The sequence below is a fragment of the Mesobacillus stamsii genome (assembly GCF_030814065.1).
In the GTDB taxonomy this organism is placed as follows: Bacteria; Bacillota; Bacilli; order Bacillales; family Cytobacillaceae; genus Mesobacillus; species Mesobacillus stamsii.
Window position 1 is genome coordinate 26,016 of record NZ_JAUSUN010000013.1, and the last position, 22,625, is coordinate 48,640.

The 22,625-nt window shown below is 43.7% G+C and carries 21 protein-coding genes and 1 other annotated feature; of the genes, 20 read left to right on the forward strand and 1 reads right to left on the reverse strand.

Annotated features, from left to right (window positions below; genetic code table 11):
* Positions 1-12: 12 nt before the first annotated feature.
* From hemC to ysxE, 6 genes are all read left to right on the forward strand, one after another.
* Complete coding sequence (gene hemC, locus J2S25_RS11560; protein WP_044392998.1) at positions 13-948, forward strand: hydroxymethylbilane synthase; 936 nt, start codon at positions 13-15, stop codon at positions 946-948.
* Positions 945-1,721: a uroporphyrinogen-III synthase gene (locus tag J2S25_RS11565; RefSeq protein WP_044392996.1), complete on the forward strand. Its 777-nt coding sequence runs from the start codon at positions 945-947 to the stop codon at positions 1,719-1,721. Before hemC ends, J2S25_RS11565 begins: the two co-directional genes overlap by 4 nt.
* A gap of 3 nt (positions 1,722-1,724) precedes the next feature.
* Positions 1,725-2,705, forward strand: coding sequence for a porphobilinogen synthase (hemB, locus tag J2S25_RS11570; RefSeq protein WP_044392994.1), 981 nt, complete (start codon positions 1,725-1,727; stop codon positions 2,703-2,705).
* Between the two features lie 67 nt (positions 2,706-2,772).
* Entirely contained in the window at positions 2,773-4,065 is a 1,293-nt protein-coding gene (gene hemL, locus J2S25_RS11575) for a glutamate-1-semialdehyde 2,1-aminomutase (RefSeq protein ID WP_307191965.1), read from the forward strand.
* A gap of 800 nt (positions 4,066-4,865) precedes the next feature.
* Entirely contained in the window at positions 4,866-6,020 is a 1,155-nt protein-coding gene (spoVID, locus tag J2S25_RS11580; RefSeq protein ID WP_044392991.1) for a stage VI sporulation protein D, read from the forward strand.
* Positions 6,021-6,173: 153 nt separating this feature from the next.
* On the forward strand, positions 6,174-7,211 hold the full coding sequence (ysxE, locus tag J2S25_RS11585; protein ID WP_044392990.1) for a spore coat protein YsxE: 1,038 nt from the start codon (positions 6,174-6,176) through the stop codon (positions 7,209-7,211).
* Positions 7,212-7,232: 21 nt separating this feature from the next.
* Here ysxE and J2S25_RS20160 read toward each other — a convergent pair whose 3' ends face one another.
* Positions 7,233-7,433, reverse strand: a complete 201-nt coding sequence (locus tag J2S25_RS20160; RefSeq protein WP_500684435.1) for a YszA family small membrane protein — start codon at positions 7,431-7,433, stop codon at positions 7,233-7,235.
* A gap of 163 nt (positions 7,434-7,596) precedes the next feature.
* Positions 7,597-7,838 (forward strand) — a binding site (T-box leader).
* A 57-nt stretch (positions 7,839-7,895) separates the two neighbouring features.
* Between J2S25_RS20160 and J2S25_RS11595 the strand changes: the two genes are divergently transcribed.
* The 14 genes from J2S25_RS11595 (at position 7,896) to J2S25_RS11660 (ending at position 22,519) form a co-directional block, all read left to right on the forward strand.
* Positions 7,896-10,538, forward strand: a complete 2,643-nt coding sequence (locus J2S25_RS11595; protein WP_307191966.1) for a valine--tRNA ligase — start codon at positions 7,896-7,898, stop codon at positions 10,536-10,538.
* Positions 10,539-10,606: 68 nt separating this feature from the next.
* The gene (locus J2S25_RS11600; RefSeq protein ID WP_307191967.1) at positions 10,607-11,920 is read left to right on the forward strand and encodes a bifunctional folylpolyglutamate synthase/dihydrofolate synthase; all 1,314 of its coding nucleotides are present in this window, start codon (positions 10,607-10,609) and stop codon (positions 11,918-11,920) included.
* A 136-nt stretch (positions 11,921-12,056) separates the two neighbouring features.
* On the forward strand, positions 12,057-12,488 hold the full coding sequence (locus tag J2S25_RS11605; RefSeq protein WP_128721522.1) for a type IV pilus modification PilV family protein: 432 nt from the start codon (positions 12,057-12,059) through the stop codon (positions 12,486-12,488).
* A 7-nt stretch (positions 12,489-12,495) separates the two neighbouring features.
* Positions 12,496-12,912 carry a PilW family protein gene (locus tag J2S25_RS11610; protein ID WP_052806995.1) on the forward strand — a complete coding sequence of 139 codons (417 nt, stop codon included), beginning with the start codon at positions 12,496-12,498 and terminating at the stop codon, positions 12,910-12,912.
* Positions 12,905-13,873, forward strand: a complete 969-nt coding sequence (locus J2S25_RS11615) for a pilus assembly PilX N-terminal domain-containing protein (RefSeq protein WP_044392982.1) — start codon at positions 12,905-12,907, stop codon at positions 13,871-13,873. The genes J2S25_RS11610 and J2S25_RS11615 overlap by 8 nt, the downstream gene beginning before the upstream one ends.
* Positions 13,874-13,930: 57 nt before the next feature.
* Positions 13,931-14,929: a VanW family protein gene (locus J2S25_RS11620; protein WP_307191968.1), complete on the forward strand. Its 999-nt coding sequence runs from the start codon at positions 13,931-13,933 to the stop codon at positions 14,927-14,929.
* Positions 14,930-14,944: 15 nt separating this feature from the next.
* Positions 14,945-16,606, forward strand: coding sequence for a GspE/PulE family protein (locus J2S25_RS11625; RefSeq protein ID WP_307191969.1), 1,662 nt, complete (start codon positions 14,945-14,947; stop codon positions 16,604-16,606).
* 13 nt (positions 16,607-16,619) lie between these two features.
* The gene (locus J2S25_RS11630) at positions 16,620-17,672 is read left to right on the forward strand and encodes a type IV pilus twitching motility protein PilT (protein WP_044392979.1); all 1,053 of its coding nucleotides are present in this window, start codon (positions 16,620-16,622) and stop codon (positions 17,670-17,672) included.
* Positions 17,665-18,870, forward strand: coding sequence for a type II secretion system F family protein (locus J2S25_RS11635; RefSeq protein ID WP_044392978.1), 1,206 nt, complete (start codon positions 17,665-17,667; stop codon positions 18,868-18,870). Before J2S25_RS11630 ends, J2S25_RS11635 begins: the two co-directional genes overlap by 8 nt.
* A gap of 123 nt (positions 18,871-18,993) precedes the next feature.
* The gene (locus J2S25_RS11640; RefSeq protein WP_044392976.1) at positions 18,994-19,389 is read left to right on the forward strand and encodes a type IV pilin protein; all 396 of its coding nucleotides are present in this window, start codon (positions 18,994-18,996) and stop codon (positions 19,387-19,389) included.
* 5 nt (positions 19,390-19,394) lie between these two features.
* Complete coding sequence (locus tag J2S25_RS11645; protein WP_044392974.1) at positions 19,395-20,147, forward strand: prepilin peptidase; 753 nt, start codon at positions 19,395-19,397, stop codon at positions 20,145-20,147.
* Positions 20,148-20,164: 17 nt separating this feature from the next.
* Positions 20,165-21,148, forward strand: coding sequence for a type IV pilus biogenesis protein PilM (pilM, locus tag J2S25_RS11650; protein ID WP_052806994.1), 984 nt, complete (start codon positions 20,165-20,167; stop codon positions 21,146-21,148).
* A 1-nt stretch (position 21,149) separates the two neighbouring features.
* Positions 21,150-21,740, forward strand: a complete 591-nt coding sequence (locus J2S25_RS11655; RefSeq protein WP_044392972.1) for a PilN family protein — start codon at positions 21,150-21,152, stop codon at positions 21,738-21,740.
* The gene (locus tag J2S25_RS11660) at positions 21,737-22,519 is read left to right on the forward strand and encodes a hypothetical protein (protein ID WP_044392971.1); all 783 of its coding nucleotides are present in this window, start codon (positions 21,737-21,739) and stop codon (positions 22,517-22,519) included. Before J2S25_RS11655 ends, J2S25_RS11660 begins: the two co-directional genes overlap by 4 nt.
* Positions 22,520-22,625 lie beyond the last annotated feature (106 nt).

The following is a 22,625-nucleotide window of genomic DNA, read 5'->3' on the forward strand; positions in this document are numbered from 1 at the left end:
TAGGAGGCTGTCATGAGAAAAATTATCGTAGGCTCCAGACGGAGTAAGCTGGCGTTGACACAAACACACTGGGTAATCCAACAGCTTAAAAATTTAGGTGCTCCTTTTGAATTTGAAGTCAAAGAAATTTTGACCAAGGGAGATAAAATCCTCGATGTCACACTTTCTAAAGTCGGAGGAAAAGGGCTTTTCGTAAAAGAAATCGAACAGGCCATGCTAGATAAAGAGATTGACATGGCTGTACATAGCATGAAGGATATGCCTGCCATCCTGCCTGAAGGACTTGTGATCGGGTCTATCCCGGAGCGGGAGGATCACCGCGATGTCTTGATTTCAAATGGACATATTCCTTTTAAAGAATTAAAACCAGGTTCTGTTATTGGAACAAGCAGCCTTCGCAGAAGCGCTCAGCTTCTCGCCCAGCGTCCGGATCTTGAAATGAAATGGATTCGCGGAAATATTGATACGAGGCTAGCGAAGCTGGAAACAGATGAGTATGATGGGATCATCCTTGCAGCTGCCGGTTTAAAACGGATGGGGTGGGCAAGTGATGTTGTCACTGAATTTATCGAACCGGACATCTGTGTGCCGGCAGTTGGCCAGGGTGCGCTTTCGATTGAATGCCGCAGTGATGATACAGAACTTCTTGAGCTTCTTGAGAAATTCACTTCAGCAGAAACAAGCGCAACAGTAAAAGCAGAGAGGGCATTCCTTCACAAGATGGAGGGCGGCTGTCAGGTGCCAATTGGTGGATATGCGCATTTCAATGACAACGAAGAAATCGTTCTGACGTCCATTGTTGGATCTCCAGATGGAAAAACAATCTTTAAAGAGCAGGTAATTGGAACGAATCCAGAAGAACTTGGAAAGCAGGCTGCCGATCGTTTAATCAGTCTGGGAGCAAAAGATTTGATTGATAAGGTGAAACTGGAGCTTGATGGAGAATGATCGCCGCTTTTTCGCTGCAAAATAGAACTGTCCTGATTCCGCGGGGAAAGGCCCATGCGAAACGTTTCTCTGAATTGGTTGCCAGACATAGAGGGATTCCTGTGGAAATCCCTCTTATTGCCTTTCAGCCGGTTGCAGCTACGCAAAAACTGCTGGAAACACTTCAGGGCTTACATCATTATGATTGGATCATTTTCACAAGCAATGTTACAGTGGAAACCTTTTTTTCTTTTTTTGAAAAAAAGAAGCCATCGCTTCCAAAAATAGCTGTGATTGGTGACAAAACAAAAGCCTCCCTTGAGGAAAGGGGAGAAAAGGTAGACTTTCTCCCTCAAGAGTATGTTGCAGAAAGATTCACGGAAGAATTTTTGCCATATGTGAAAGCTGGCGATAAAGTCCTCATCCCAAAAGGGAACCTTGCCAGGGACTACATTTCTTCGTCCTTGAAGAAAAAAGGTGCTATCGTGGAGGAGATTATTATCTATGAGACCTATCTTCCTCAGGACAGCAAGGACAAGCTCGTTCAGATGCTAAGTGAGGAAAGACTTGATATACTTACCTTTACAAGCCCTTCTACAATCGATCACTTTATGGGAATTGTAGAGGACTATCATTTAAGAGACAAGCTTGCGCATTGCATTGTTGCCTGCATCGGTCCTGTGTCGAAAAGAAAGGCTGAGCAATGGGGTTTGAAAGTTGATGCGATGCCGGAGAAATACACCGTGGAAGAGATGCTAAAAAGCGTTGCCGAGTATGTAAAAATTGGAGGGTAATTTATGAAACACCTTGAATTCAGCCGCCATCGCCGGCTTCGTCAGTCTGCGAACATGCGCGCACTTGTACGTGAAAATCATCTTCGCACCGAAGACTTGATTTATCCGCTTTTTATCGTAGAGGGAGAGAATGTGAAGACGGAAGTTTCGTCTATGCCCGGTGTCTATCATTTATCGCTTGATCGCCTGAAAGCAGAAATCACCGAAGTAGAAGCATTAGGAATTAAATCGGTGCTGCTGTTTGGTGTTCCAAAGGAAAAAGACGAATTAGGCTGCCAGGCATACCATGACCACGGAATCGTTCAGGAAGCCACCCGTGTAATCAAAAGGGATTTTCCAGATATGGTGGTCATCGCCGATACATGCCTGTGCGAATACACAAGTCATGGTCACTGCGGCGTCATCGAGAATGGCAAGGTGTTGAATGACCCGTCATTGGAGCTGCTTGGTAAGACTGCTGTCAGCCAGGCTAAGGCCGGAGCAGATATCATTGCACCGTCCAATATGATGGACGGATTCGTTGTCGCGATTCGCTTTGCGCTTGATGAAGCTGGTTTCCAGGATGTGCCGATCATGTCCTATGCAGTCAAGTATTCTTCCGCATTTTATGGTCCATTCCGTGAAGCGGCAGAGAGTACGCCGCAGTTCGGTGACCGCAAGTCCTACCAGATGGATCCAGCCAACCGCCTAGAAGCAATGCGCGAAGCGGAATCCGATGTAGCCGAAGGTGCTGACTTCCTAATCGTCAAGCCTGGCATGCCGTATCTTGATATTGTCCGCGACGTAAAAAATAATTTTAACCTGCCAGTGGTTATTTACAATGTCAGCGGCGAGTATTCAATGGTAAAAGCAGCAGCACAAAACGGCTGGGTGGATGAAAAGAGCATTGTCATGGAAATGCTCACTGGTATGAAGCGTGCAGGCTCAGATTTGATTATCACCTATCACGCGAAGGATGCAGCACGCTGGCTGCAGGAACAGTAATTTTAGCTGGAGTGCTGTGAAAAATAAAGGAAACAAGAGTAGCTAGATTATAGAAATGAGGGATACTATGCGCTCATATGATAAATCGATAAAAGCTTTCAAACAAGCGGTGGACTTATTGCCAGGTGGTGTTAACAGCCCTGTTCGCGCGTTTAAATCCGTTGATATGGATCCGATTTTCATGGAAAAAGGCAAGGGGTCAAAAATCTATGATATTGATGGCAATGAATATATCGACTATGTATTATCATGGGGACCGCTAATCCTCGGCCACACCAATGATCGCGTTGTCGCCGGGATCAAAAAAGTAGCAGAGCTTGGGACGAGTTTTGGAGCGCCTACAGTTATTGAGAATGAACTGGCTCAGCTTGTCATTGACCGGGTACCATCGATTGAAATGGTGAGGATGGTATCTTCGGGAACAGAAGCAACGATGAGTGCCTTGCGCCTGGCGCGCGGGTATACTGGCCGTAACAAAATTCTGAAGTTTGAAGGCTGCTACCATGGACATGGCGATTCGTTGCTCATCAAAGCTGGCTCTGGTGTCGCTACGCTCGGTTTGCCTGACAGTCCAGGTGTTCCTGAGGGTGTCGCTAAAAATACGATTACTGTACCTTACAACAATCTGGAGAGTGTTCGCTACGCATTTGAACAGTATGGGGATGACATCGCCGGTGTAATCGTGGAACCGGTTGCCGGAAATATGGGTGTTGTGCCGCCAGTAGAGGGCTTCCTAGAAGGTTTGCGCGAAATCACCTCACAGTATGGCACCGTATTGATTTTCGATGAGGTGATGACAGGCTTCCGAGTAGGGTATCATTGTGCGCAAGGTTATTACAATGTAACGCCTGACCTGACATGTCTTGGAAAGGTAATCGGCGGAGGACTTCCAGTCGGTGCCTACGGTGGAAAACGGGAAATTATGGAGCAAATTGCTCCGAGCGGTCCAATTTACCAGGCGGGAACCCTATCAGGGAACCCACTGGCGATGACTGCCGGACTCGAGACTTTGAAGCAGCTTACTCCTGATTCCTACAAAGAATTTGAGCGTAAAGCAGATATCCTTGAAACAGGACTGAAAGCCGCGGCAGAAAAATATGGAATTCCGCATATTATTAACCGTGCAGGCTCCATGATCGGCATCTTCTTCACCAATAAAGAAGTGATCAACTACGAAGCAGCCAAGACATCGAATCTAAAATTCTTCGCCGCCTATTATCGGGAAATGGCAAACGAAGGAGTGTACCTGCCACCATCTCAATTTGAAGGCTTATTCCTGTCGACAGCACATACAGACGAAGACCTGCAAAAAACAATCGAAGCAGCCGAAAAAGCATTTGCCAAGCTGCAGAATCACTAAACGAAAAGACACCCTTCACTTGGAGGGTGTCTTTTCGCATGAAAGGTACCCTTATGTAGGTGGGAATGCTCGCATAAGGGTATCTTTCCGCATGAAAGGTACCCTTATGGAGGAGGAAATGCTCGCATAAGGGTATCATTCCGCATGAAAGGTACCCTTATGTAGGTGGGAATGCTCGCATAAGGGTATCATTCCGCAAGAATGGTACCCTTATGTAGGAGGAAATGCTCGCATAAGGGTATCATTCCGCATGAAAGGTACCCTTATGTAGGAGGAAATGCTCGCATAAGGGTATCATTCCGCATGAAAGGTACCCTTATGTAGGTGGAAATGCTCGCATAAGGGTATCATTCCGCAAGAAAGGTACCCTTATGTAGGAGGAAATGCTCGCATAAGGGTATCATTCCGCATGAAAGGTACCCTTATGTAGGTGGGAATGCTCGCATAAGGGTATCATTCCGCATGAAAGGTACCCTTATGGAGGAGGAAATGCTCGCATAAGGGTATCATTCCGCAAGAAAGGTACCCTTATGTAGGTGGGAATGCTCGCATAAGGGTATCATTCCGCAAGAATGGTACTCCGTTCCAATCAACAGCCCCGATGATCCGCCAAACTAAAATAGGACCGGGCGCAGTTTGCCCGGTTTTGCTTACTTTTAACGAATATACCATTCTATATATCAAAGGCTGCACACGCCAACTCCTTTTTATGTTCTAAATGATCATAAAAGCAAATTAAGGTTCATAAAGTGTTAATGACATAGTGATTTTACGTTTAAGGAATGAAAGGAGGAGTCGCTTTGTCTCAGGGGAATCCATCGTACCTGCGATTTTCACTAGAGGAGTCAGTGTGGTTTCAAAGAGGACAGGAAGTCGCAGAGCTTGTCTCGATTTCACTCGATCCGAATATAACGATCCAGGAAAATGAGCAATATGTTTCTATTCGCGGATCTCTAGAGCTGACTGGGGAGTATACATGCTATGAACAACAGCAGGAGGAGGAAGAACAATTATCGGCGCTTAAGTACGTCCATTCTGTCATGGAGAGGGAAGAAGGGTTATTTGAATTTCTTCACCGCTTCCCGGTAGATATCACCATTCCGAAAAACCGGATTGAAAGTATTTATGACATTGATATCCATGTAGAAGCGTTCGATTATGCTTTTCCAGAAAAGGAGCGCCTGAAGCTGAATGCTGATTTGGCAATTACCGGTCTATATGGAGAGCAGCAGCATGAAGCGGTTAACGAAGAAAAAGAGGAACTGGAAATTAGTTACCGTGAAAATGAAATAGAAGAGGAGGCCGAGGCAGACATCAATCCATCAAGAGAAGCGGATGAACAGGATTTTCCAGATCCCCCGGCGTACTCTTTTGTTCAGCAGAATGAAGCGTTGAACCAGCAAGAGGAAGATTCCTATGAGGATGAATTATATGCGCCGTTCAGGGCAGAAGCGAAAAAAACAGCTGCAGCGAAACTGGATCCACAGACTCAAGAACAACCAGAACTAGAACCACAGGCTCAAGAACAACCAGAACCAGAACCGCAGACTCAAGAACAACCAGAACCAGCATTTGCTTTTCAGGATTTTAGAGGGGAGCAAGAGGTCGAAGTTGAGCAGGAGGCAGAAGAAGAAGAATCGATACCAGAAAACATGTCTGCTGAAGTGGAAGAAGAATCGGTAGAAAGTTCCTCTTCTCCATTGATGAAAAAGAAAAAACCGAACATGAAAAAAGGCATCTCCATAGCTGAATTTTTAGCGCGGAAAGAAGAGGAAACGGAAGTAGCGAAAATAAGAGTTTGCATCGTCCAGCAAGGAGATTCGCTTCAATCGATTTCGGATCGCTATGATGTATCTGTACAACAGCTGTTGCGAGTCAACCATTTGAACATCGATCATGAAGTACAGGAAGGCCAAGTATTATATGTACCTGGTGCGGCTATTCACCAATCTTAATAAGGAAACAAAGCAATGCCTTGTCCAAAAGGAAGCTGGTTGTCAGGGCTCGGCTGGATTGTGACAACTAATAGGTAAGTTGGGCAGGTGTATACAAGCACCTGCCCAACTATATTCATCGATAGAAGTTTCAGAAAGTAGGCGAGGGATCCGATGGATGAGCACAATCATTTAAATGAAGTATCTGCTGTGTTGAAACACTATCCAATCGAGCCCTATTTTGCGGAAGGATTTGGAAAAATAAAGAAGATCTATACGAAATCAGGTATCTTTGCTTTGAAAAAGATCCATCCGTATGAAGGGTCCGATTTTATCAAGCATATCCAGACTCTTTATCAAAAAGACTACAACAGGATCGTTCCTGTTTATCCATCAAGCGACGGCAGATATGCCATTTTGCATAACAATTCACTCTATTATTTAATGCCATGGGTGCCAAATGCTAACAGGGAGGATCAATCGGAAAAGCATAAGCAGCTGTTCAGGGAGCTGGCAAGAATGCATACCCTGTCAGCTAAGGAACTGGAAATCAGGCCGGAAGTGAAGCAAGAGCATTATGAGAACACTTTGAAAGAATGGGAAAAAGAAGAAGAATTTGTAAATGGGTTCCTTGAAAGCTGTGAGAACAAGACTTATATGTCTCCATTTGAATTAAACTTTTGTCTGTATTACATCCAGATTCGGCAGGCGATACAGTTTGCCAGAATAAAGCTGGAGACGTGGAATGAAAAAACGAAGGAACAGAAGAAAACAAGGACGGTGACATTACACGGAAAAGTCTCACCAGAGCATTTTTTGTTTGATGAAAGAGGATACGGCTACTTCATCAATTTCGAAAAAGCAAGGATAGGTTCTCCCATTCAAGATTTGCTGCCATTTCTGGCAAGGTCGTTAAAAACGCAGCCAAAGTATGGGGACGAAGTCATTGACTGGATTTATGTATATCTGAAGCATTTTCCTTTCCGGGATGATGAAATGCAGTTATTCATGAGTTATCTTGCTTTTCCATCCGGCATTATCCGGGTTGCAGAGACTTATCATCAACGCAAGAAGGACGTAGATGAAAGGAAATTTGTTCAGAAGCTGCAGCGTCAATATTGGCTCTTGAACAACACTGGCTATGTAGTAACGAAAATCGACGATCTCGAAAAGCAGAAAGAGCAGGCAAAGCAAGAGGGAGCTCAGAGCTGAATGCAGCAGCTCTTAGGCTCCTTAGAAAATGTCAAATTTGATTGCCAAAGCGATCAGAATGAAAATGGACAGCAGAAAAACATCGAAGGTCGACGGGAAGAAAAGGGTTCTTAATCCTTGAAAGACACAAAAAGGAATAATTAGTTGCGCGGATACTGCCCTCGTCGTCCTCGCCCATTTGGGGAGTGAATACGGATTATACCTATTTCTTTTCATAGCCATCCCTCCAAGCAAATATGATATCCTATTTTTATTCTATGAGGCATTGGCCCAAGATGTGCCGATTATTGGCACAGAACGTACCTAAAAGAATAAAATAAAGGAAAATAGGAAAGGATGATTGACGTCAATCATCTTTTTTAGGTAGTATTACTAATATAAATAAAGCAAAGCATGGATAGGGAAGAGTACATGAGCAATCCGCTTGAAGAGAGGAAGTCCAATTGCTGGGAGGACTTCTAAGCCGGAACCATGGAAGGTCGCCCTTGAGCATCGCCTGGGAACGGAATGACTCTCAGTAACAGGCGACGGTGAAGAGCCGTTATCCAGATTTGAGCCAGCGACAGATGTTTTTACCGTTGCTGGAAAAAAAGGTGGTACCGCGAACATACTCCATTCGTCCTTTTATGGCGATTGGAGTTTTTTTATTTTTACAAAAGGAAAAGCAGTTGATAGGAGGAAAAAATGATGGAAGAGAATTTGTCGATGCCGACTAAATACGATCCGTCTGCAATTGAGCAGGGACGCTATGAATGGTGGGTTAAGGGAAAGTTTTTCGAAGCAAAGGATGATGAAACGAAGAAACCTTATACTATTGTGATTCCGCCGCCAAACGTAACTGGGAAGCTTCATCTCGGCCATGCATGGGATACTGCGCTGCAGGATATCCTTACGCGGATGAAGCGGATGCAGGGCTATGACGTACTTTGGCTGCCGGGAATGGACCATGCCGGGATTGCCACACAGGCAAAGGTGGACGAAAAGCTACGAAGCCAGGGCATCAACCGCTACGAGCTTGGCCGCGAAAAGTTTTTAAAAGAAACATGGAAATGGAAAGAAGAATACGCGCAGCATATCCGCAAGCAATGGTCTAAGCTAGGACTTGGCCTCGATTACAGCCGGGAGCGCTTCACTTTGGACGAGGGCCTTTCGAAGGCTGTTAAAGAAGTATTCGTATCTTTATACCGCAAAGGGCTGATCTACCGCGGCGAATACATTATCAACTGGGACCCGGCAGCTAAAACAGCTTTATCTGATATTGAGGTTATCCATAAAGATGTCCAGGGTGCCTTCTACCATATGAGATATCCTCTGGCTGATGGCAGCGGACATATCGAAATCGCTACGACCAGACCGGAAACGATGCTTGGTGATACGGCGGTTGCGGTCCATCCGGAAGATGACCGTTACAAGCATCTGATCGGCAAGACGGTCATTCTGCCAATCGTTGGCCGCGAGATTCCGATTGTCGGCGACGATTATGTTGACATGGAATTTGGCTCTGGGGCTGTGAAAATCACGCCGGCACATGACCCTAATGACTTTGAAATCGGCAACCGCCATAAACTGGAAAGAGTTCTTGTCATGAACGAAGATGGCTCGATGAATGCTAAAGCCGGCAAGTACCAGGGCATGGATCGGTTTGAGTGCCGCAAGCAAATCGTCAAGGACCTTCAGGAAGCAGGCATTCTTTTCAAGATGGAAGAGCACCTGCACTCTGTTGGGCACTCAGAGCGAAGCGGAGCGGTTGTGGAGCCGTATTTATCCACTCAATGGTTCGTTAAAATGCAGCCGCTTGCCGACGAAGCAGTTGCGTTGCAAACCAAAGAAGAGAAAGTACACTTCGTCCCTGAGCGCTTTGAAAATACGTATATGCGCTGGATGGAAAATATTCGTGACTGGTGTATTTCCCGCCAGCTATGGTGGGGCCACCGGATTCCAGCCTGGTATCATAAGGAAACAGGCGAGATATATGTTGACCATGAGCCTCCTCTTGACCCTGAAAATTGGGAGCAGGATCATGACGTTCTAGATACATGGTTCAGCTCGGCCCTATGGCCATTTTCGACGATGGGCTGGCCGAATGAGGAGGCAGCTGATTATAAGCGCTACTATCCAACCGATGCACTCGTTACAGGGTATGATATTATCTTCTTCTGGGTGTCAAGGATGATTTTCCAGGGACTTGAATTCACAGGAAAGCGTCCATTCAAGGATGTTTTGATTCACGGACTTGTTCGTGCAGAAGACGGTCGGAAAATGAGTAAATCACTTGGAAACGGTGTCGATCCGATGGACGTCATCGACCAGTACGGTGCCGACTCCCTCCGCTACTTCCTGACAACAGGAAGCGCGCCGGGGCAGGACCTTCGCTTCAGCACGGAGAAAGTGGAAGCAACCTGGAACTTTGCAAATAAAATCTGGAACGCATCACGATTTGCGTTAATGAATATGAATGGGCTCCAATATGATGAAATCGATTTGAGTGGCGAGAAATCGGTTGCTGACAAATGGATTTTGACAAGGTTGAACGAAACAATTGAAACAGTGACAAGGCTGTCGGACCGTTATGAATTCGGTGAGGTAGGCCGCGCACTTTATAACTTCATCTGGGATGATCTTTGTGACTGGTATATTGAAATGGCGAAGCTGCCGCTATATGGCGAAGAGGAGACGGCCAAGAAAACGACTAGATCGATTCTTGCGTATGTACTTGATAACACAATGCGTCTGTTGCATCCGTTCATGCCTTTCATCACGGAAGAAATTTGGCAGAACCTCCCTCATAAGGGGGAATCAATTACCGTTGCCAGTTGGCCTGAGGTTGATCCAGTACTTACAGATCTACAGGCTGCAGAAGAGATGAAGCTGCTTGTGGAAGTGATCCGTTCTGTTAGGAATATCCGCTCTGAGGTGAACACGCCTCTAAGCAAAAAGGTTGATATATTCCTGAAAGCGAAGGACGAAACGACACTGAGCATGCTGGAAAACAACCGCGGTTACCTCATTCGTTTCTGTAATCCGGAAAAACTTGAGATCGGCCTGGAAGTGACCGCACCTGAAAAAGCAATGACAGCTGTTGCAACCGGCATCGAAATCATCCTTCCACTTGAAGGCCTGATCAATATCGATGAAGAAATCGCCCGACTTCAAAAGGAGAAGGAAAAACTTGATAAAGAAGTGGAGCGTGTTCAGAAGAAGCTTGCCAATGAAGGCTTTGTTAAAAAGGCTCCTGAGAAAGTCATTGAGGAAGAGCGTGCGAAGGAAAAGGATTATTTGGAAAAACGGGTAGCTGTGGAAGCTCGCATTAAGGAATGGAGAAACTAATATAGGATACTTTGGAGACGAACTATTTTTTTGGTTCGTCTTCATCTTAAATAGAGGTGTGTTATAAGATGTTTGATACATATGAACAAGCAATTGATTGGATTCATACAAGACTAAGATTAGGAATCAAGCCAGGCCTTTCTAGAATGGCATGGATGCTGGAAAGACTGGAGCATCCCGAAAGACGGATCAAAACGATACATGTCGGCGGCACAAACGGAAAAGGGTCTACTGTCACCTTTCTGCGCGCTATCCTGCAGACTGCAGGATACCGGGTCGGCACCTTTACCTCTCCCTATTTCGAACAATTCAATGAGCGGATCAGCGTGAATGGGCAGCCAATCAGTGATGCTGAACTGATTGAACTGGCGAATGTGATCAAGCCGCTTGCCGATGAACTGGATCGAAGCGAGTTGGGCGGGCCGACTGAATTTGAAGTAATTACTGCGATGTCCTTCTATTATTTTGCCAAGATGTCCCCTGTTGATGTCGTCCTCTATGAAGTAGGCTTGGGCGGCAGGTTCGACTCTACAAATGTGATCCATCCGCTGCTTTCGATCATTACCAGCATTGGACTCGATCACACAGCGATCCTTGGGGAGTCCTATGAAGAGATTGCTTTCGAAAAGGCAGGCATCATCAAGAACGGGGTAAGCGTTATTACTGGCGTAAAGCAGCCGGAAGCACTCGAGGTGATACGAAAAAAAGCGTTTGATTGTAAGTCATCTCTATACCACCTCGGAGAAGATTTTGCGGCAAGTTCAAAAGAACCTCTAGAGCGCGGAGAACAGTTTGCATTTACAAGTATGTTCGGACAAATTCATGAGCTGAAAACATCGATGATCGGTGCGCATCAAGTAGAAAATGCTGCATGTGCAGTAATGGCAAGCCAGGTCCTTGCTAATTACTATTCATTTCTAATCGAGGAAGAGCATATCCGGGAAGGCCTGATACTAGCATACTGGCCTGGCCGGCTTGAGATTTTAAGTGAAGATCCACTCGTCCTGATCGATGGCGCACATAATGAAGAAGGAATAAAGGCACTGGCAAGTGAAATAAACGCTCGCTTTGCCGATAAAAATATTAGCATTCTCTTTGCAGCTCTAAAAGACAAAAAATTGGATAAGATGATTGCAACGCTTGAAGAGGTGGCCGATCAATTGATTTTTACCACATTTGATTTTCCGCGTGCAGCTTCAGCGAAGGATTTAATCGATGCCGGAAGCACTAAAGGAAACAAAAGGATTGCAGCAGACTATCAGGACTTTCTTCAAAGGAAAATAAATGAATTGGATCAAGCAGACATGTTGATTGTCACAGGCTCTCTCTATTTTTTATCAGAGGCAAAGCCCTTTCTCGTAAAATGGTTGAAAAATAATTGATCATTTTATCCGGCTCATTCAGCAAAAAAAAGGAGATTTTCCTGGAATGGATCTGCAGATGCATAGTGTCATATTTTGTCGTTTGCGAGTATAATAGGAAGAAAGTATGAGGATGCTGCGAAAGAAGGAGCGGCCGATGGCGAAAAGAATAAACCAGCAAGGGTATCATTTAGTAGAAGTTACACTTGGAGTCGCATTGCTTTCGATCGTACTCCTTTCTTTTGCGGGCTTTTTTTTACAGGCAAAGATGTTCAATTCGGATAATGAAAGCAGAAGTGCGGCTGCCCAGCTTAGTCAGGAAATTTTGCATATTATTAAAAAATCTCCATATACAGCCGATGTAACAGTCGAAGAATGGAATCAATTATATGGCACAAGTTTTGCTTCTAGCGAGCGGTTTTTTTTAACAGTAGGAGAAAAAGAGTATTATCCTGTTGTAGTAATAAAGCAAGCGAATTCCTTTCAAAAAAATTTGCCAATGGATTTGAATTTAATAGTAGTTTCGATTCAAGAGAAACGGAACGATACATATAAAAATGTTTATGAAACCTATGGGTACAAGGAGTGAACCGGTTATGAAGAGAAATGGGTTTACCCTTGTAGAATTATTAGCAGCACTGACAATAACGAGCGTAGTCCTCATACTTGCATACGCTATTTTTCATAGCGGGATCAAACAGGGAGACACGAGTAAAAAGGAAGCATTCCTTCAGCAGGAAGCCGAGCTTATTGCCGAAGCAATCCGTAACAAGCATTTGAAAAATCCTGCTTATCAATTAGAAATAAAAGCGGATGAGGTAGTAATTGATGGAATGACGATTTCAAAAAACTATCGCTATCTAGCTAACATAGTCTATGAAAATCATCCTTATACAAGTGAACCATTACTAATTGACTCTAATCTGCCTCTTGAAATTACTTTGAAGATAGAAAAAGGAGATCAATCCTATACATTAAGAACGATATTTGCAAGGGGAATTTCGGATGAGTAAGAACGAACAAGGGTCTGTATTGCTAATCGTATTGCTGATGATGACTGTCTTTTCAATTATCGGAATTACATTAATGGGAATGGAAGCCAATAATGCGAAACAAATAGCATATACCGGAAGTGGGATAAAAGCGACAAATCTTGCGGAAATGGGGGTAGCCCATATGAAACGTGCGACGGCTGCTATTTTAGCTGAAAATAAGGAGGCATCCTTATCGGATACGGAAAAGCTGCTACAAACTGCACTTCCGTCAGGGATTGCTTTCCCAATAAACAAGGATAGTTCGTACCCATTATACAAAATGGAAGATGTGGATATTTTAGCTACTAACAATGAGGAGCAAGAGGTAATAAAGATTGTTTTTACTTCCATTGGGATTGCCGAAGACTATCAAGAAAGGAGAATAAATGCGGAGTTAAAGATCGCACGAGGAGAAGGGAATGGCGAATTCCCCGAGCCGGACAAGGGAATGGAAGTGAGCGAGGAAGATGAAATTACTTCCAATGGTCCTTTTTTAACACCTATTCTGTATGATTCTCATCTGACGATTTCCTCTAACCATAATCCGGTCTTTGAAAAGGACATTTATTTTAAGAATGGTTTAACCGCGCGTGCGAATACGGAAGTGGCATTTGAGAGCAACCTATATCTCAAAGGAGAGTCCTTTATTGAAAGCAATAGCAATATCGTTGTTTACGGGGATGCATATATAGAAAACATGGACGTAAAACAGAATCCTTCAGGCAAAGGGAATCAAGGGCTTCTTTGTGTCGAAGGAACTGTAAGACTTTATGGCGATATCGAGAGTACGGTTACTATTACTTCACAAAGTTGCGAAACGATCACATCCGCGAAGCATTATAGTGGAATTTATGCAAAGGAAGTTGTAAAACCCTCCGAGGAATCCGACACGGAGAAATGGGAAGTAAATACCCTGAAACTTGAGGCATCATACCGATAATTCTAAAATGGAGTCTGGTGGAATGTTATGAAAGCTAATCAAAAGGGAGGTTTGTCAATGGGCAAGTTTAGGAGGTATACATTCACACTGGCATTAACCATTGCCTCGCTATTAACCATTGCTTTCTCCCAGTGGTCACCTGTTGTTCTCAGCTCGGTTGCTGAAAAGAATACTTCTCAGGATATTTTGCCAAAAGAAGAGCCCGTTGTCGTTGCCACTGCTACGAGACAGTTAGGGGAAGAGTATGCGGATACGGAAAAATTCGTACAAGCATTTTCTCAGCTGCCGATCGAGCCGCTGACAAGCTTTTTAATGAAAAAATTCATAGAAGAAAAAAAGCTGACTGAACTATCATCCGAGCAGATTAGCATCGTTTCATCAGCTCTTTTCGAGGCATTATTAGCAACCAATTTTATCATATCCGAAAGAAATATTGGAAGTGAACTTCCAAAAAACACTCAACTCGGTCTTGAAGCGAAAGTCGATTTTAGCAAGAACATGGACTTTTCATTTTATAATCCAAATAAGCATCCATACGATATGAAACTATCAATGAACAAGAGGGAATTAGAAATTTCGATTATCGGTATCCCCTTTTCTCACAAATACGAGGCAAATCTTACGGAAAAGCAAGAATTTAAGCCGAGAACAATCAAGCGTTACACACCTCTGTTGCAGCCTGGTCAGAAATACGTAGAAACCGAGGGGAAGCCCGGCTTTCTGATCAAAGTGTATCGCGAATCTATTTCAGCTACGGGGGAATGGATGGAATCAGAATGGATAGCGGAAGATTTTTATCAGCCTAGTTATCGAGTTGAACTCATTGGAATCGTTCCGAGTAGTAGTCCACTGCCACCACAACAGGGAACCTTGGGGACGGAATCGATGGCTAATCCGGACACGAATGGTAGTTCCGTGAGTGAAACTCCCACTGCAAGTACAGAGAACCTGGCACCTGCACCAAATGAACAAAACCCTCAACAAGATCCTGGGCAAGGAACAGATGGCAGTGTGGAAGATAGATTGTGGGGGAAACCGAATGAAGTACCCAAATAATCAGGAGGCAAACAGATGAAACAAACTCGCAGAAGACTTGGAGACTTATTGATTGAATCTGGGCTGCTAACGGAAGAACAACTGCAAATCACTCTACAGGATAAACCAGCAGAACAGAAGTTGGGGGATGCTCTGCTGCATCGAGGTTATATAACAGAGCAGCAATTAATTGAGGTGCTGGAATTTCAACTGGGAATCCCGCATATTAGCTTATACCGATATCCATTTGATACAAGTTTATTTAATCTTATTTCTAAGGAAACAGCGAAGCGCAATTTGGTTATTCCTCTAAAAAAAGACGGAGATAAACTTTATGTTGCGATGGCAGATCCGATGGACTTTTTCACGATTGATGATTTGCGCTTATCAACCGGCTTCCATATAGAGACAGCAATTGCGACTAAGGATGATATCATACGGGCGATAAATAAATTCTATGATATCGATGAAGATTTTGAAGAATTATTCGGACAAGAATATGCGATGAAACCGGTGAAAGAAGAAAAGGCAACAGATGCAGACTCGCCAATTGTCAGGCTTGTTAATCAATTGCTATCAAATGCAGGGGCAAATAAAGCGAGCGATATCCATATCGATCCCCAGGAAACAAAGGTAGTAGTTCGTTATAGGATCGATGGCATGCTGCGAATAGAAAGAGTCCTTCCTAAACATTTGCAGAATGTATTAACAGCTAGATTGAAAATTATGGCTAATTTGGATATAACGGAAAACCGAGTGCCGCAGGATGGCCGGTTTAAAGTCAACCTTGACTTTCATCCAGTCGACTTGAGGGTATCCACCATTCCAACTGTTTATGGAGAAAAAATTGTGCTGCGCCTGCTTGATATGGGCAGCACCTTAAATGATTTGAACAAATTAGGGTTTCATCCTTTACATTTACAAAGATTCACTAGTATGATTTCCAGGCCAAATGGGATTGTTTTGATTACTGGACCAACAGGATCAGGGAAATCTTCGACTTTATATGCAGCTTTAAATAAATTGAACAGTGAAGAAGTAAATATCATCACGATAGAGGATCCAGTTGAATACCAAATTGAAGGGATCAATCAAATACAAGTTAATCAGACCGTTGGGATGACGTTTGCAGCCGGTTTACGATCGATTCTTCGGCAGGATCCAAATATTATTATGGTCGGTGAAATACGGGATCGGGAAACAGCAGAGGTAGCAATAAGAGCTTCGTTGACTGGGCATTTGGTACTAAGTACTTTGCATACGAACGATGCTTTAACCTCCGTATCGAGGCTAATGGATATGGGGGTTGAGCCTTTCCTAGTCGCATCTTCTTTAAGCGGAGTTATTTCTCAGCGTCTCGTTCGAAAAGTCTGTCGAGATTGTGCCGAAGCGCATTCTCCTACAAAACGCGAACTGGATATTTTCGCGAAAAGAGGACTCGAAATTTCTACCGTATGGCGAGGAAGAGGCTGTGCTTCCTGCAATATGACCGGATATCGTGGCAGGCTGGCCGTCCATGAGGTTCTTGCGGTAAATGAAGAACTTCGAAAAGCAATTATGAATGAAGAAACGGTCACCAAACTTCATGAAATCGCCGTGAAAAATAAAACAATTTTCTTGCTTGATGATGGCTTATTGAAAGTAAAACAAGGATTGACTACCACTGAGGAAATTCTCCGAGTAGCCAGTATAGAATAGCGGGGGAGAGCGGATGAAAGATAAAATGGACCGACTGCTTCAAGCAGGCTTTGAGCTAAAAGCATCAGATATCCATATAACAGTAGGGGTTCCACCCGTTATGAGAGTGAATGGGGAGCTTAGAAAGTATGGCAACGAATCGCTTCTTCCAGAAGAAACCGAGGCAATGGCAAAAGCGATCATTCCGGAAAAAATGTGGACAAAGTTTAAGGAACAAGGAGAGCTTGATTTTTCCTACGGAATCCCAGGTGTATCCCGCTTTCGAGTGAACACGTATCATCAAAGGGGCTGTGTTTCCATGGCCTTTCGAATCGTCCCTACAAGTATTCCAACGATCGAAGACCTTAAACTGCCGGAAATTCTGAAAAAGATTTCGGAAAAGCCACAAGGATTGATACTTGTAACGGGTCCTACCGGAAGCGGGAAGTCTACGACTCTTGCAGCAATGATCCGGCATATGAATGAAACAATGAAGAAGCACGTCATTACACTGGAAGACCCGATTGAATACTTACACAAGCATGGAAACTCGATTATCGATCAGCGCGAAGTAGGATTTGACACAAATAACTTTGCCAACGGATTGCGAGCCGCCCTCCGGCAGGATCCGGATGTCATTTTGGTAGGAGAAATGCGGGACTTAGAAACAATTCAAACAGCGATTACGGCGGCTGAAACTGGCCATCTTGTTTTCGGAACCTTGCATACCTCAAGTGCACCCGCTACAATCAATCGAATCATTGATGTCTTCCCGCCAACACAGCAGGCGCAGATTCGGATTCAGTTAGCTTCTGTTCTTGTTTCGGTAATTTCGCAGCGCTTATTTCCGACAATAGCAAAGCAAGGAAGGATCGGAGCAACAGAAATTCTGATTAATAACTCGGCAGTGGCCAATTTGATCCGGAATGAAAAAATCCATCAAATCATCAGCATCATGCAAACATCTCGCTCCTATGGCATGCATACCCTCGAAATGAATGTGAAGGAGCTTGTTCAAAAAGGAATAATAACTAGAGATTCTGCAGAACCATATCTTCAGGAAAACTATGGTATAAGTTATGGCTAGATTTCACTATACCGGCAGACACCGTTCAGGAAAGCGTTCGGGAACGATCTCCGCTGCGACTAAAAGGGAAGCGCTGGAAAAGTTGCGCACAGAGGGAATCAGAACGACTGAGATCCAAGAGGTCCAGGAATCGCTGTTGACAAAAGAAATAACGATTGGCAATCCAGTTAAACTGCAACATCTCGTCATTTACTTAAGACAGTTTGCTACCTTGCTGAAAGCAGGTGTCTCTGTTGTGGAATCGACAAAGATTCTTGCTGCCCAGACCGAGAGCAAAGCGCTAAAGAAAGCGCTTCTTGATATCGAACAAGAGCTGCGGGAAGGAAATCCGCTATCGTTTGCTGCGGCAAAGCATAGTAAAATCTTCTCAGCGATGTATATCAATATGATCAAAGCGGGAGAAGCTGGCGGCAATATGGATGAAACATTAGAAAGATTGGCGGTCCATTTTGAAAAACAACATCATACTAGAAAGAAAATCGTCGCCGCTTTAAGTTACCCGGCAGTTATCGGTGCACTGGCAATCATCGTCGTTATTTTCCTGCTGGTGGCAGTAGTACCCACCTTTGTTGACATGTTCTCCAATCTTGGCGGCGAGCTTCCGGGGATCACGAAATTCGTCCTCCATGTGAGTGCGTGGGTGCAATCGTTTTGGTGGCTACTTATTTTATTATCGTTGGCAATCACTCTGCTCTTCATGGTCCTGAAAAACAACCGACAGACAAAATACTATTTGGATTACGCATTGTTAAAAATTCCAATTTTCGGTAAACTGCTACAAAAAGGAGCGATAGCTAGATTCTCGCGGACGTTAAGTTCCTTGTTTGCAAGCTCTGTTCCCATCCTGCAGGCGCTTGCTATTGTCGAAAAGGTAGTTGAAAATGAAGTGCTGGCCAAGGTAATAAGAGAGTCTAGAGATTCTTTGGAAAAAGGGCAATCACTGACTGAAGCGATGAAAAATCACTGGGCTTTTCCTCCCCTTGTGACGCAAATGATTGCTATTGGGGAAGAAACTGGTTCTTTGGACGCTATGCTCAGTAAGATCGCCGACTTTTATGAGCAAGAAGTCGAACATAGCACAGATCAATTAAAATCACTAATTGAACCGCTCATGATCATTTTATTGGCGGCGCTGGTCGGCACAATTGTCACGGCCATCATGGTGCCAATGTTCGAGATTTTTAATCAAGTAGGCTGAAACGACAAATACAAACAAAATACAATATTTTTCATTCTATTTCTTAAAGGAATCCGTTATACTGATTGATAGATTCATATAGCCATTGTCATAGGGAAAAATACCTAAAAGGAGCGAGATTACATGCTAGAAAACATGAAAAAGAAGTGGAAAAGTCAAAGAGGATTTACATTGGTTGAGCTTTTAGGGGTAATTGTCATTTTGGGAATTATTTCTTCGATTGCTGTACCAAGTATTGGTGGAATTATCGAAAAGTCCAAAAAGGATGCCGCAGTCGCAGATGCATTGCAAATTATCAATGCTGCGAAATTAGCAAATGCAGCAAATGTACCAGACCCATGGGACGAAACGAAATTGGGAACCTATTTAACAAAATCAGGAGATCCTACATTCACTGTCACAATCGATGCTGATGGTAAATTCTCCATTGCAGGTCATGAGGCTGCTGCTGCTGCGGTGGGAGGCACAGATCCGATTACAGAGGCTGATTTAATTAATTTTGCAAATCCACCACAATAAAAAAGATGCAGATTCTTTTGTTCCTTTACGGTCTAGTATTGGGCTCTTTCTATAACGTAGTAGCCTTGCGTGTCCCAGACGGAAAGTCAATTGTTGCCCCGCGGTCTGCTTGTCCGAAGTGTGGTCATCGATTGACATTCTTAGAACTTATCCCGGTGTTTTCATATTTTATCCAGGGGGGGAAATGCCGCCAATGCAAGGCGCGCATTTCGCCCATTTATCCTTTTTTTGAGCTATTAACCGCTGCGCTGTTCGCGATCGCACCATTTAGCGTTGGCTGGAGTGGGGAGTTACTAATTGCTTTAACACTCATTTCTATGCTGGTTATTATTACCGTTTCCGATCTTGCCTATATGATCATTCCTGATCGAGTGCTGATTGTTTTTGCGGGTCTGTTTTTCTTTGAACGCCTTCTATTTCCTCTAGTTCCGTGGTGGGATTCACTCGCGGGTGCTGCTGCAGGCTTCTTTCTTTTACTAGCAATTGCTGTTGTCAGTAAGGGCGGAATGGGTGGAGGAGACATCAAGCTGTTTGCAGTTATCGGCTTCGCATTAGGAGTGAAACTGCTGCTGCTTTCCTTCTTCTTATCCACATTGTTTGGAGCGTTTTTCGGTGTCATTGGCCTTCTTCTTGGAGCTATTAAACGCAAACAAACAATTCCCTTCGGTCCATTTATTGCGTTAGGCTCACTTGTCGCTTACTTTTTCGGAGATTATTTGATCGTAGAGTATATGAGGCTGTTAACATCAGGATTATGATTGAAGGAGTTTTGAACATGGCTTTCTCCATCTTTACCGGTCGAAAAAAGGTAATGAATCTTGTTATCAATGACCATTCGATTCGGTATATTGAAGTAAAACAAAGAAACCCGATTGTTATAGCCGCCAAAGGAGAACGCCTTCTTCCAGCTGGGATTATTTCCGAAGGCAAAATTCAAGATATCGAAACTCTTTCGCTCATTTTAGATGAATGTATAGCGGATTGGGGGATAAAAAATAGGGAAGTGAGATTCCTTGTACCTGATTCGCTCGTGATCATCCGTAAAGTTTCCATTCCTGTTGATGTCAAAGAGGATGAGATTCACGGGTTTCTGTATCTCGAGTTTGGTTCAAGCATTCATTTGCCTTTTGATGAACCAGTGTTTGATACCGTACCGCTAAGTTTGGAGAAAAACAAAAGGGAGATCCTTTTGGTTGCAGCACCGGAAGAGTATGTTTTAGAATATACCAATCTTCTAAAAGGAGCATCACTTAAACCAGTGGCCGCAGATATTTCACCGCTCGCTTCGTATAGACTCTATCATTTTCTTGGTCTTGTAGAGGAAAAGGAAACGCTAATGACCATTCAATTTGATATTGGGGTGGTTAGTATGTGTATTTTTGAAGGGACATTCCCCATCTTCATGAGGCATATTCCGGTTGAGATCCAATCTAATTGGGAAGTCCAGTTAGGACGCGCGAAAACAGAGGAGATGTCCTTTGCGGGAAATGCGAACGAATTTGTGTTTCAATTCGAAGATATCTATAAAGAAATCGACAAATTGCTCGAATTTTATCGATATTCCCTTACCCACGGCAAAAACTCGATCACTAAAATTCTCGTCAATGGCGATCACCCTAGGATGACAACTATTATAAACGAAATGAGTAGACGGTTTGAAATCCAGGTGGCGACAATCGAAACAAGTCTTCCTGAAGCAGCTTTCGGAGTTTCGCGGGAATATCATCTGGCTTTAGGGCTTGGATTGAAAGAGGGATAACATGCTTGTAGACATTAATTTACTTCCCAAAAAAGAACATAAAGCGTCTTCCTCATTTTCCATTGCCCTTATTTTCCTGTTTCTCCTCGCGCTTGTTTTCATTGGAGTATTTGTCCAGGTACGCGTAAATGAAACGTCCTTGAACAAAGTAAATCAGCAGATTCAATCTGTACAGCAATTAAATGCAGCCATACAGACCAAAATTACTGATCAAGCAAGCAGTGATTCTCCAAAAGGACTTCAAGAAGCTGTCACCTGGGCTGAAACTTCCACTCCCGATACAGTCAGATTGCTTAGGAGCCTGATTGCTTTGCTTCCAGAACAAGGCTTCATTCAATCACTTAATTATAATGGGGAGGGAATCGTCGGGGTAAAGGTTGAATTTGAATCTGCAAGAGAGGCTGCGTATTTTCTGAGTTCCCTCCAGCATTCCAAATGGGTCGATACTGCCTCGATTTTGACGGTTGAAGCAGTGAGAGAAGCTAGTAATTCGAATGAGATCATGCCGACTTATTATTCAGAATTCGAAATACACTTTAAGAGGGAATACTTTACAGAGGCATCCCAAAAAGTTGGAGGGAATGAATCATGAATCTCCAATTCTCAAAAAAAGAAATGATGATTCTGATTTTCGGCGCAGTCATCGTAATACTTTTGTATTGGCTACTCTCAGCCACCTATTTACAACCGCTCCAAGATAAGGTTATTCAGAAAGAACAGCTGCTTAAAACGGAGAAACAAATACAGGCTGCCTACGAGAAGAGAATGACTGCAGGGCCTTCAGGGGAAATAAAGAGTGTCGCGGAATTATATAAAATTATTCCGAAAGAACCGTTCACGGAACAATTGATCCTGAATTTTGAAAAAGCTGAAGTAGTTTCTGACAGTACCATTACCTTGATGAAGTTTGGGGAAAGCAGCAGTTCTCCCGACCAAAAGATAGCAGCGGTTTCGAATCTTCCATCCACTGATTCAAAATCTACTAATGGAATTAAGAAAGTACCAGACAGCTTGCCGACAGGCCTGCAAAAAACATTCGTAACCCTTTCAGTCGAAGCGAAAGGATATCAAGGTTTGGAGAAATTCATTCAGGCACTTGAAGAATCGAAAAGAGAAATCACGATAGAGACCATTGACTTCGAAGGGCCTAAGAAAGCAGATTATGTAACCAATTCAAAGGAAATCCTTTTGTCCACTATTACTGTTTCTGCTTTCTACCTTCCTGTGGAGAATGACAAAGGCGACAGAATGGAGATCGAAACCCCAGCCCCGGCTAATAAGCGCAATCCGTTTCCGACTTTTGACGGTTCAAATGGGAATTTGTTAGAGAAGGACCAATCAGCGGATGGGGCAGGCATGGCTGCTCAATAAATCTAGTGAAAAAATTGACGAAAGCATTCGATAACAAGGCGACAAAAGTCTTGTTATTTTTTTTTGTCTGTGTGATAGGATGAAGCAATACAGGAACGGGCAGGGG

Coding starts and splice junctions, on each gene's coding strand:
- hemC (WP_044392998.1), top strand. CDS start 13: ATGAGAAAAATTATCGTAGGCTCCAGACGGAGTAAGCTGGCGTTGACA.
- J2S25_RS11565 (WP_044392996.1), top strand. CDS start 945: ATGATCGCCGCTTTTTCGCTGCAAAATAGAACTGTCCTGATTCCGCGG.
- hemB (WP_044392994.1), top strand. CDS start 1,725: ATGAAACACCTTGAATTCAGCCGCCATCGCCGGCTTCGTCAGTCTGCG.
- hemL (WP_307191965.1), top strand. CDS start 2,773: ATGCGCTCATATGATAAATCGATAAAAGCTTTCAAACAAGCGGTGGAC.
- ysxE (WP_044392990.1), top strand. CDS start 6,174: ATGGATGAGCACAATCATTTAAATGAAGTATCTGCTGTGTTGAAACAC.
- J2S25_RS20160 (WP_500684435.1), bottom strand. CDS start 7,433: ATGGCTATGAAAAGAAATAGGTATAATCCGTATTCACTCCCCAAATGG.
- J2S25_RS11595 (WP_307191966.1), top strand. CDS start 7,896: ATGATGGAAGAGAATTTGTCGATGCCGACTAAATACGATCCGTCTGCA.
- J2S25_RS11600 (WP_307191967.1), top strand. CDS start 10,607: ATGTTTGATACATATGAACAAGCAATTGATTGGATTCATACAAGACTA.
- J2S25_RS11605 (WP_128721522.1), top strand. CDS start 12,057: ATGGCGAAAAGAATAAACCAGCAAGGGTATCATTTAGTAGAAGTTACA.
- J2S25_RS11610 (WP_052806995.1), top strand. CDS start 12,496: ATGAAGAGAAATGGGTTTACCCTTGTAGAATTATTAGCAGCACTGACA.
- J2S25_RS11615 (WP_044392982.1), top strand. CDS start 12,905: ATGAGTAAGAACGAACAAGGGTCTGTATTGCTAATCGTATTGCTGATG.
- J2S25_RS11620 (WP_307191968.1), top strand. CDS start 13,931: ATGGGCAAGTTTAGGAGGTATACATTCACACTGGCATTAACCATTGCC.
- J2S25_RS11625 (WP_307191969.1), top strand. CDS start 14,945: ATGAAACAAACTCGCAGAAGACTTGGAGACTTATTGATTGAATCTGGG.
- J2S25_RS11630 (WP_044392979.1), top strand. CDS start 16,620: ATGAAAGATAAAATGGACCGACTGCTTCAAGCAGGCTTTGAGCTAAAA.
- J2S25_RS11635 (WP_044392978.1), top strand. CDS start 17,665: ATGGCTAGATTTCACTATACCGGCAGACACCGTTCAGGAAAGCGTTCG.
- J2S25_RS11640 (WP_044392976.1), top strand. CDS start 18,994: ATGCTAGAAAACATGAAAAAGAAGTGGAAAAGTCAAAGAGGATTTACA.
- J2S25_RS11645 (WP_044392974.1), top strand. CDS start 19,395: ATGCAGATTCTTTTGTTCCTTTACGGTCTAGTATTGGGCTCTTTCTAT.
- pilM (WP_052806994.1), top strand. CDS start 20,165: ATGGCTTTCTCCATCTTTACCGGTCGAAAAAAGGTAATGAATCTTGTT.
- J2S25_RS11655 (WP_044392972.1), top strand. CDS start 21,150: ATGCTTGTAGACATTAATTTACTTCCCAAAAAAGAACATAAAGCGTCT.
- J2S25_RS11660 (WP_044392971.1), top strand. CDS start 21,737: ATGAATCTCCAATTCTCAAAAAAAGAAATGATGATTCTGATTTTCGGC.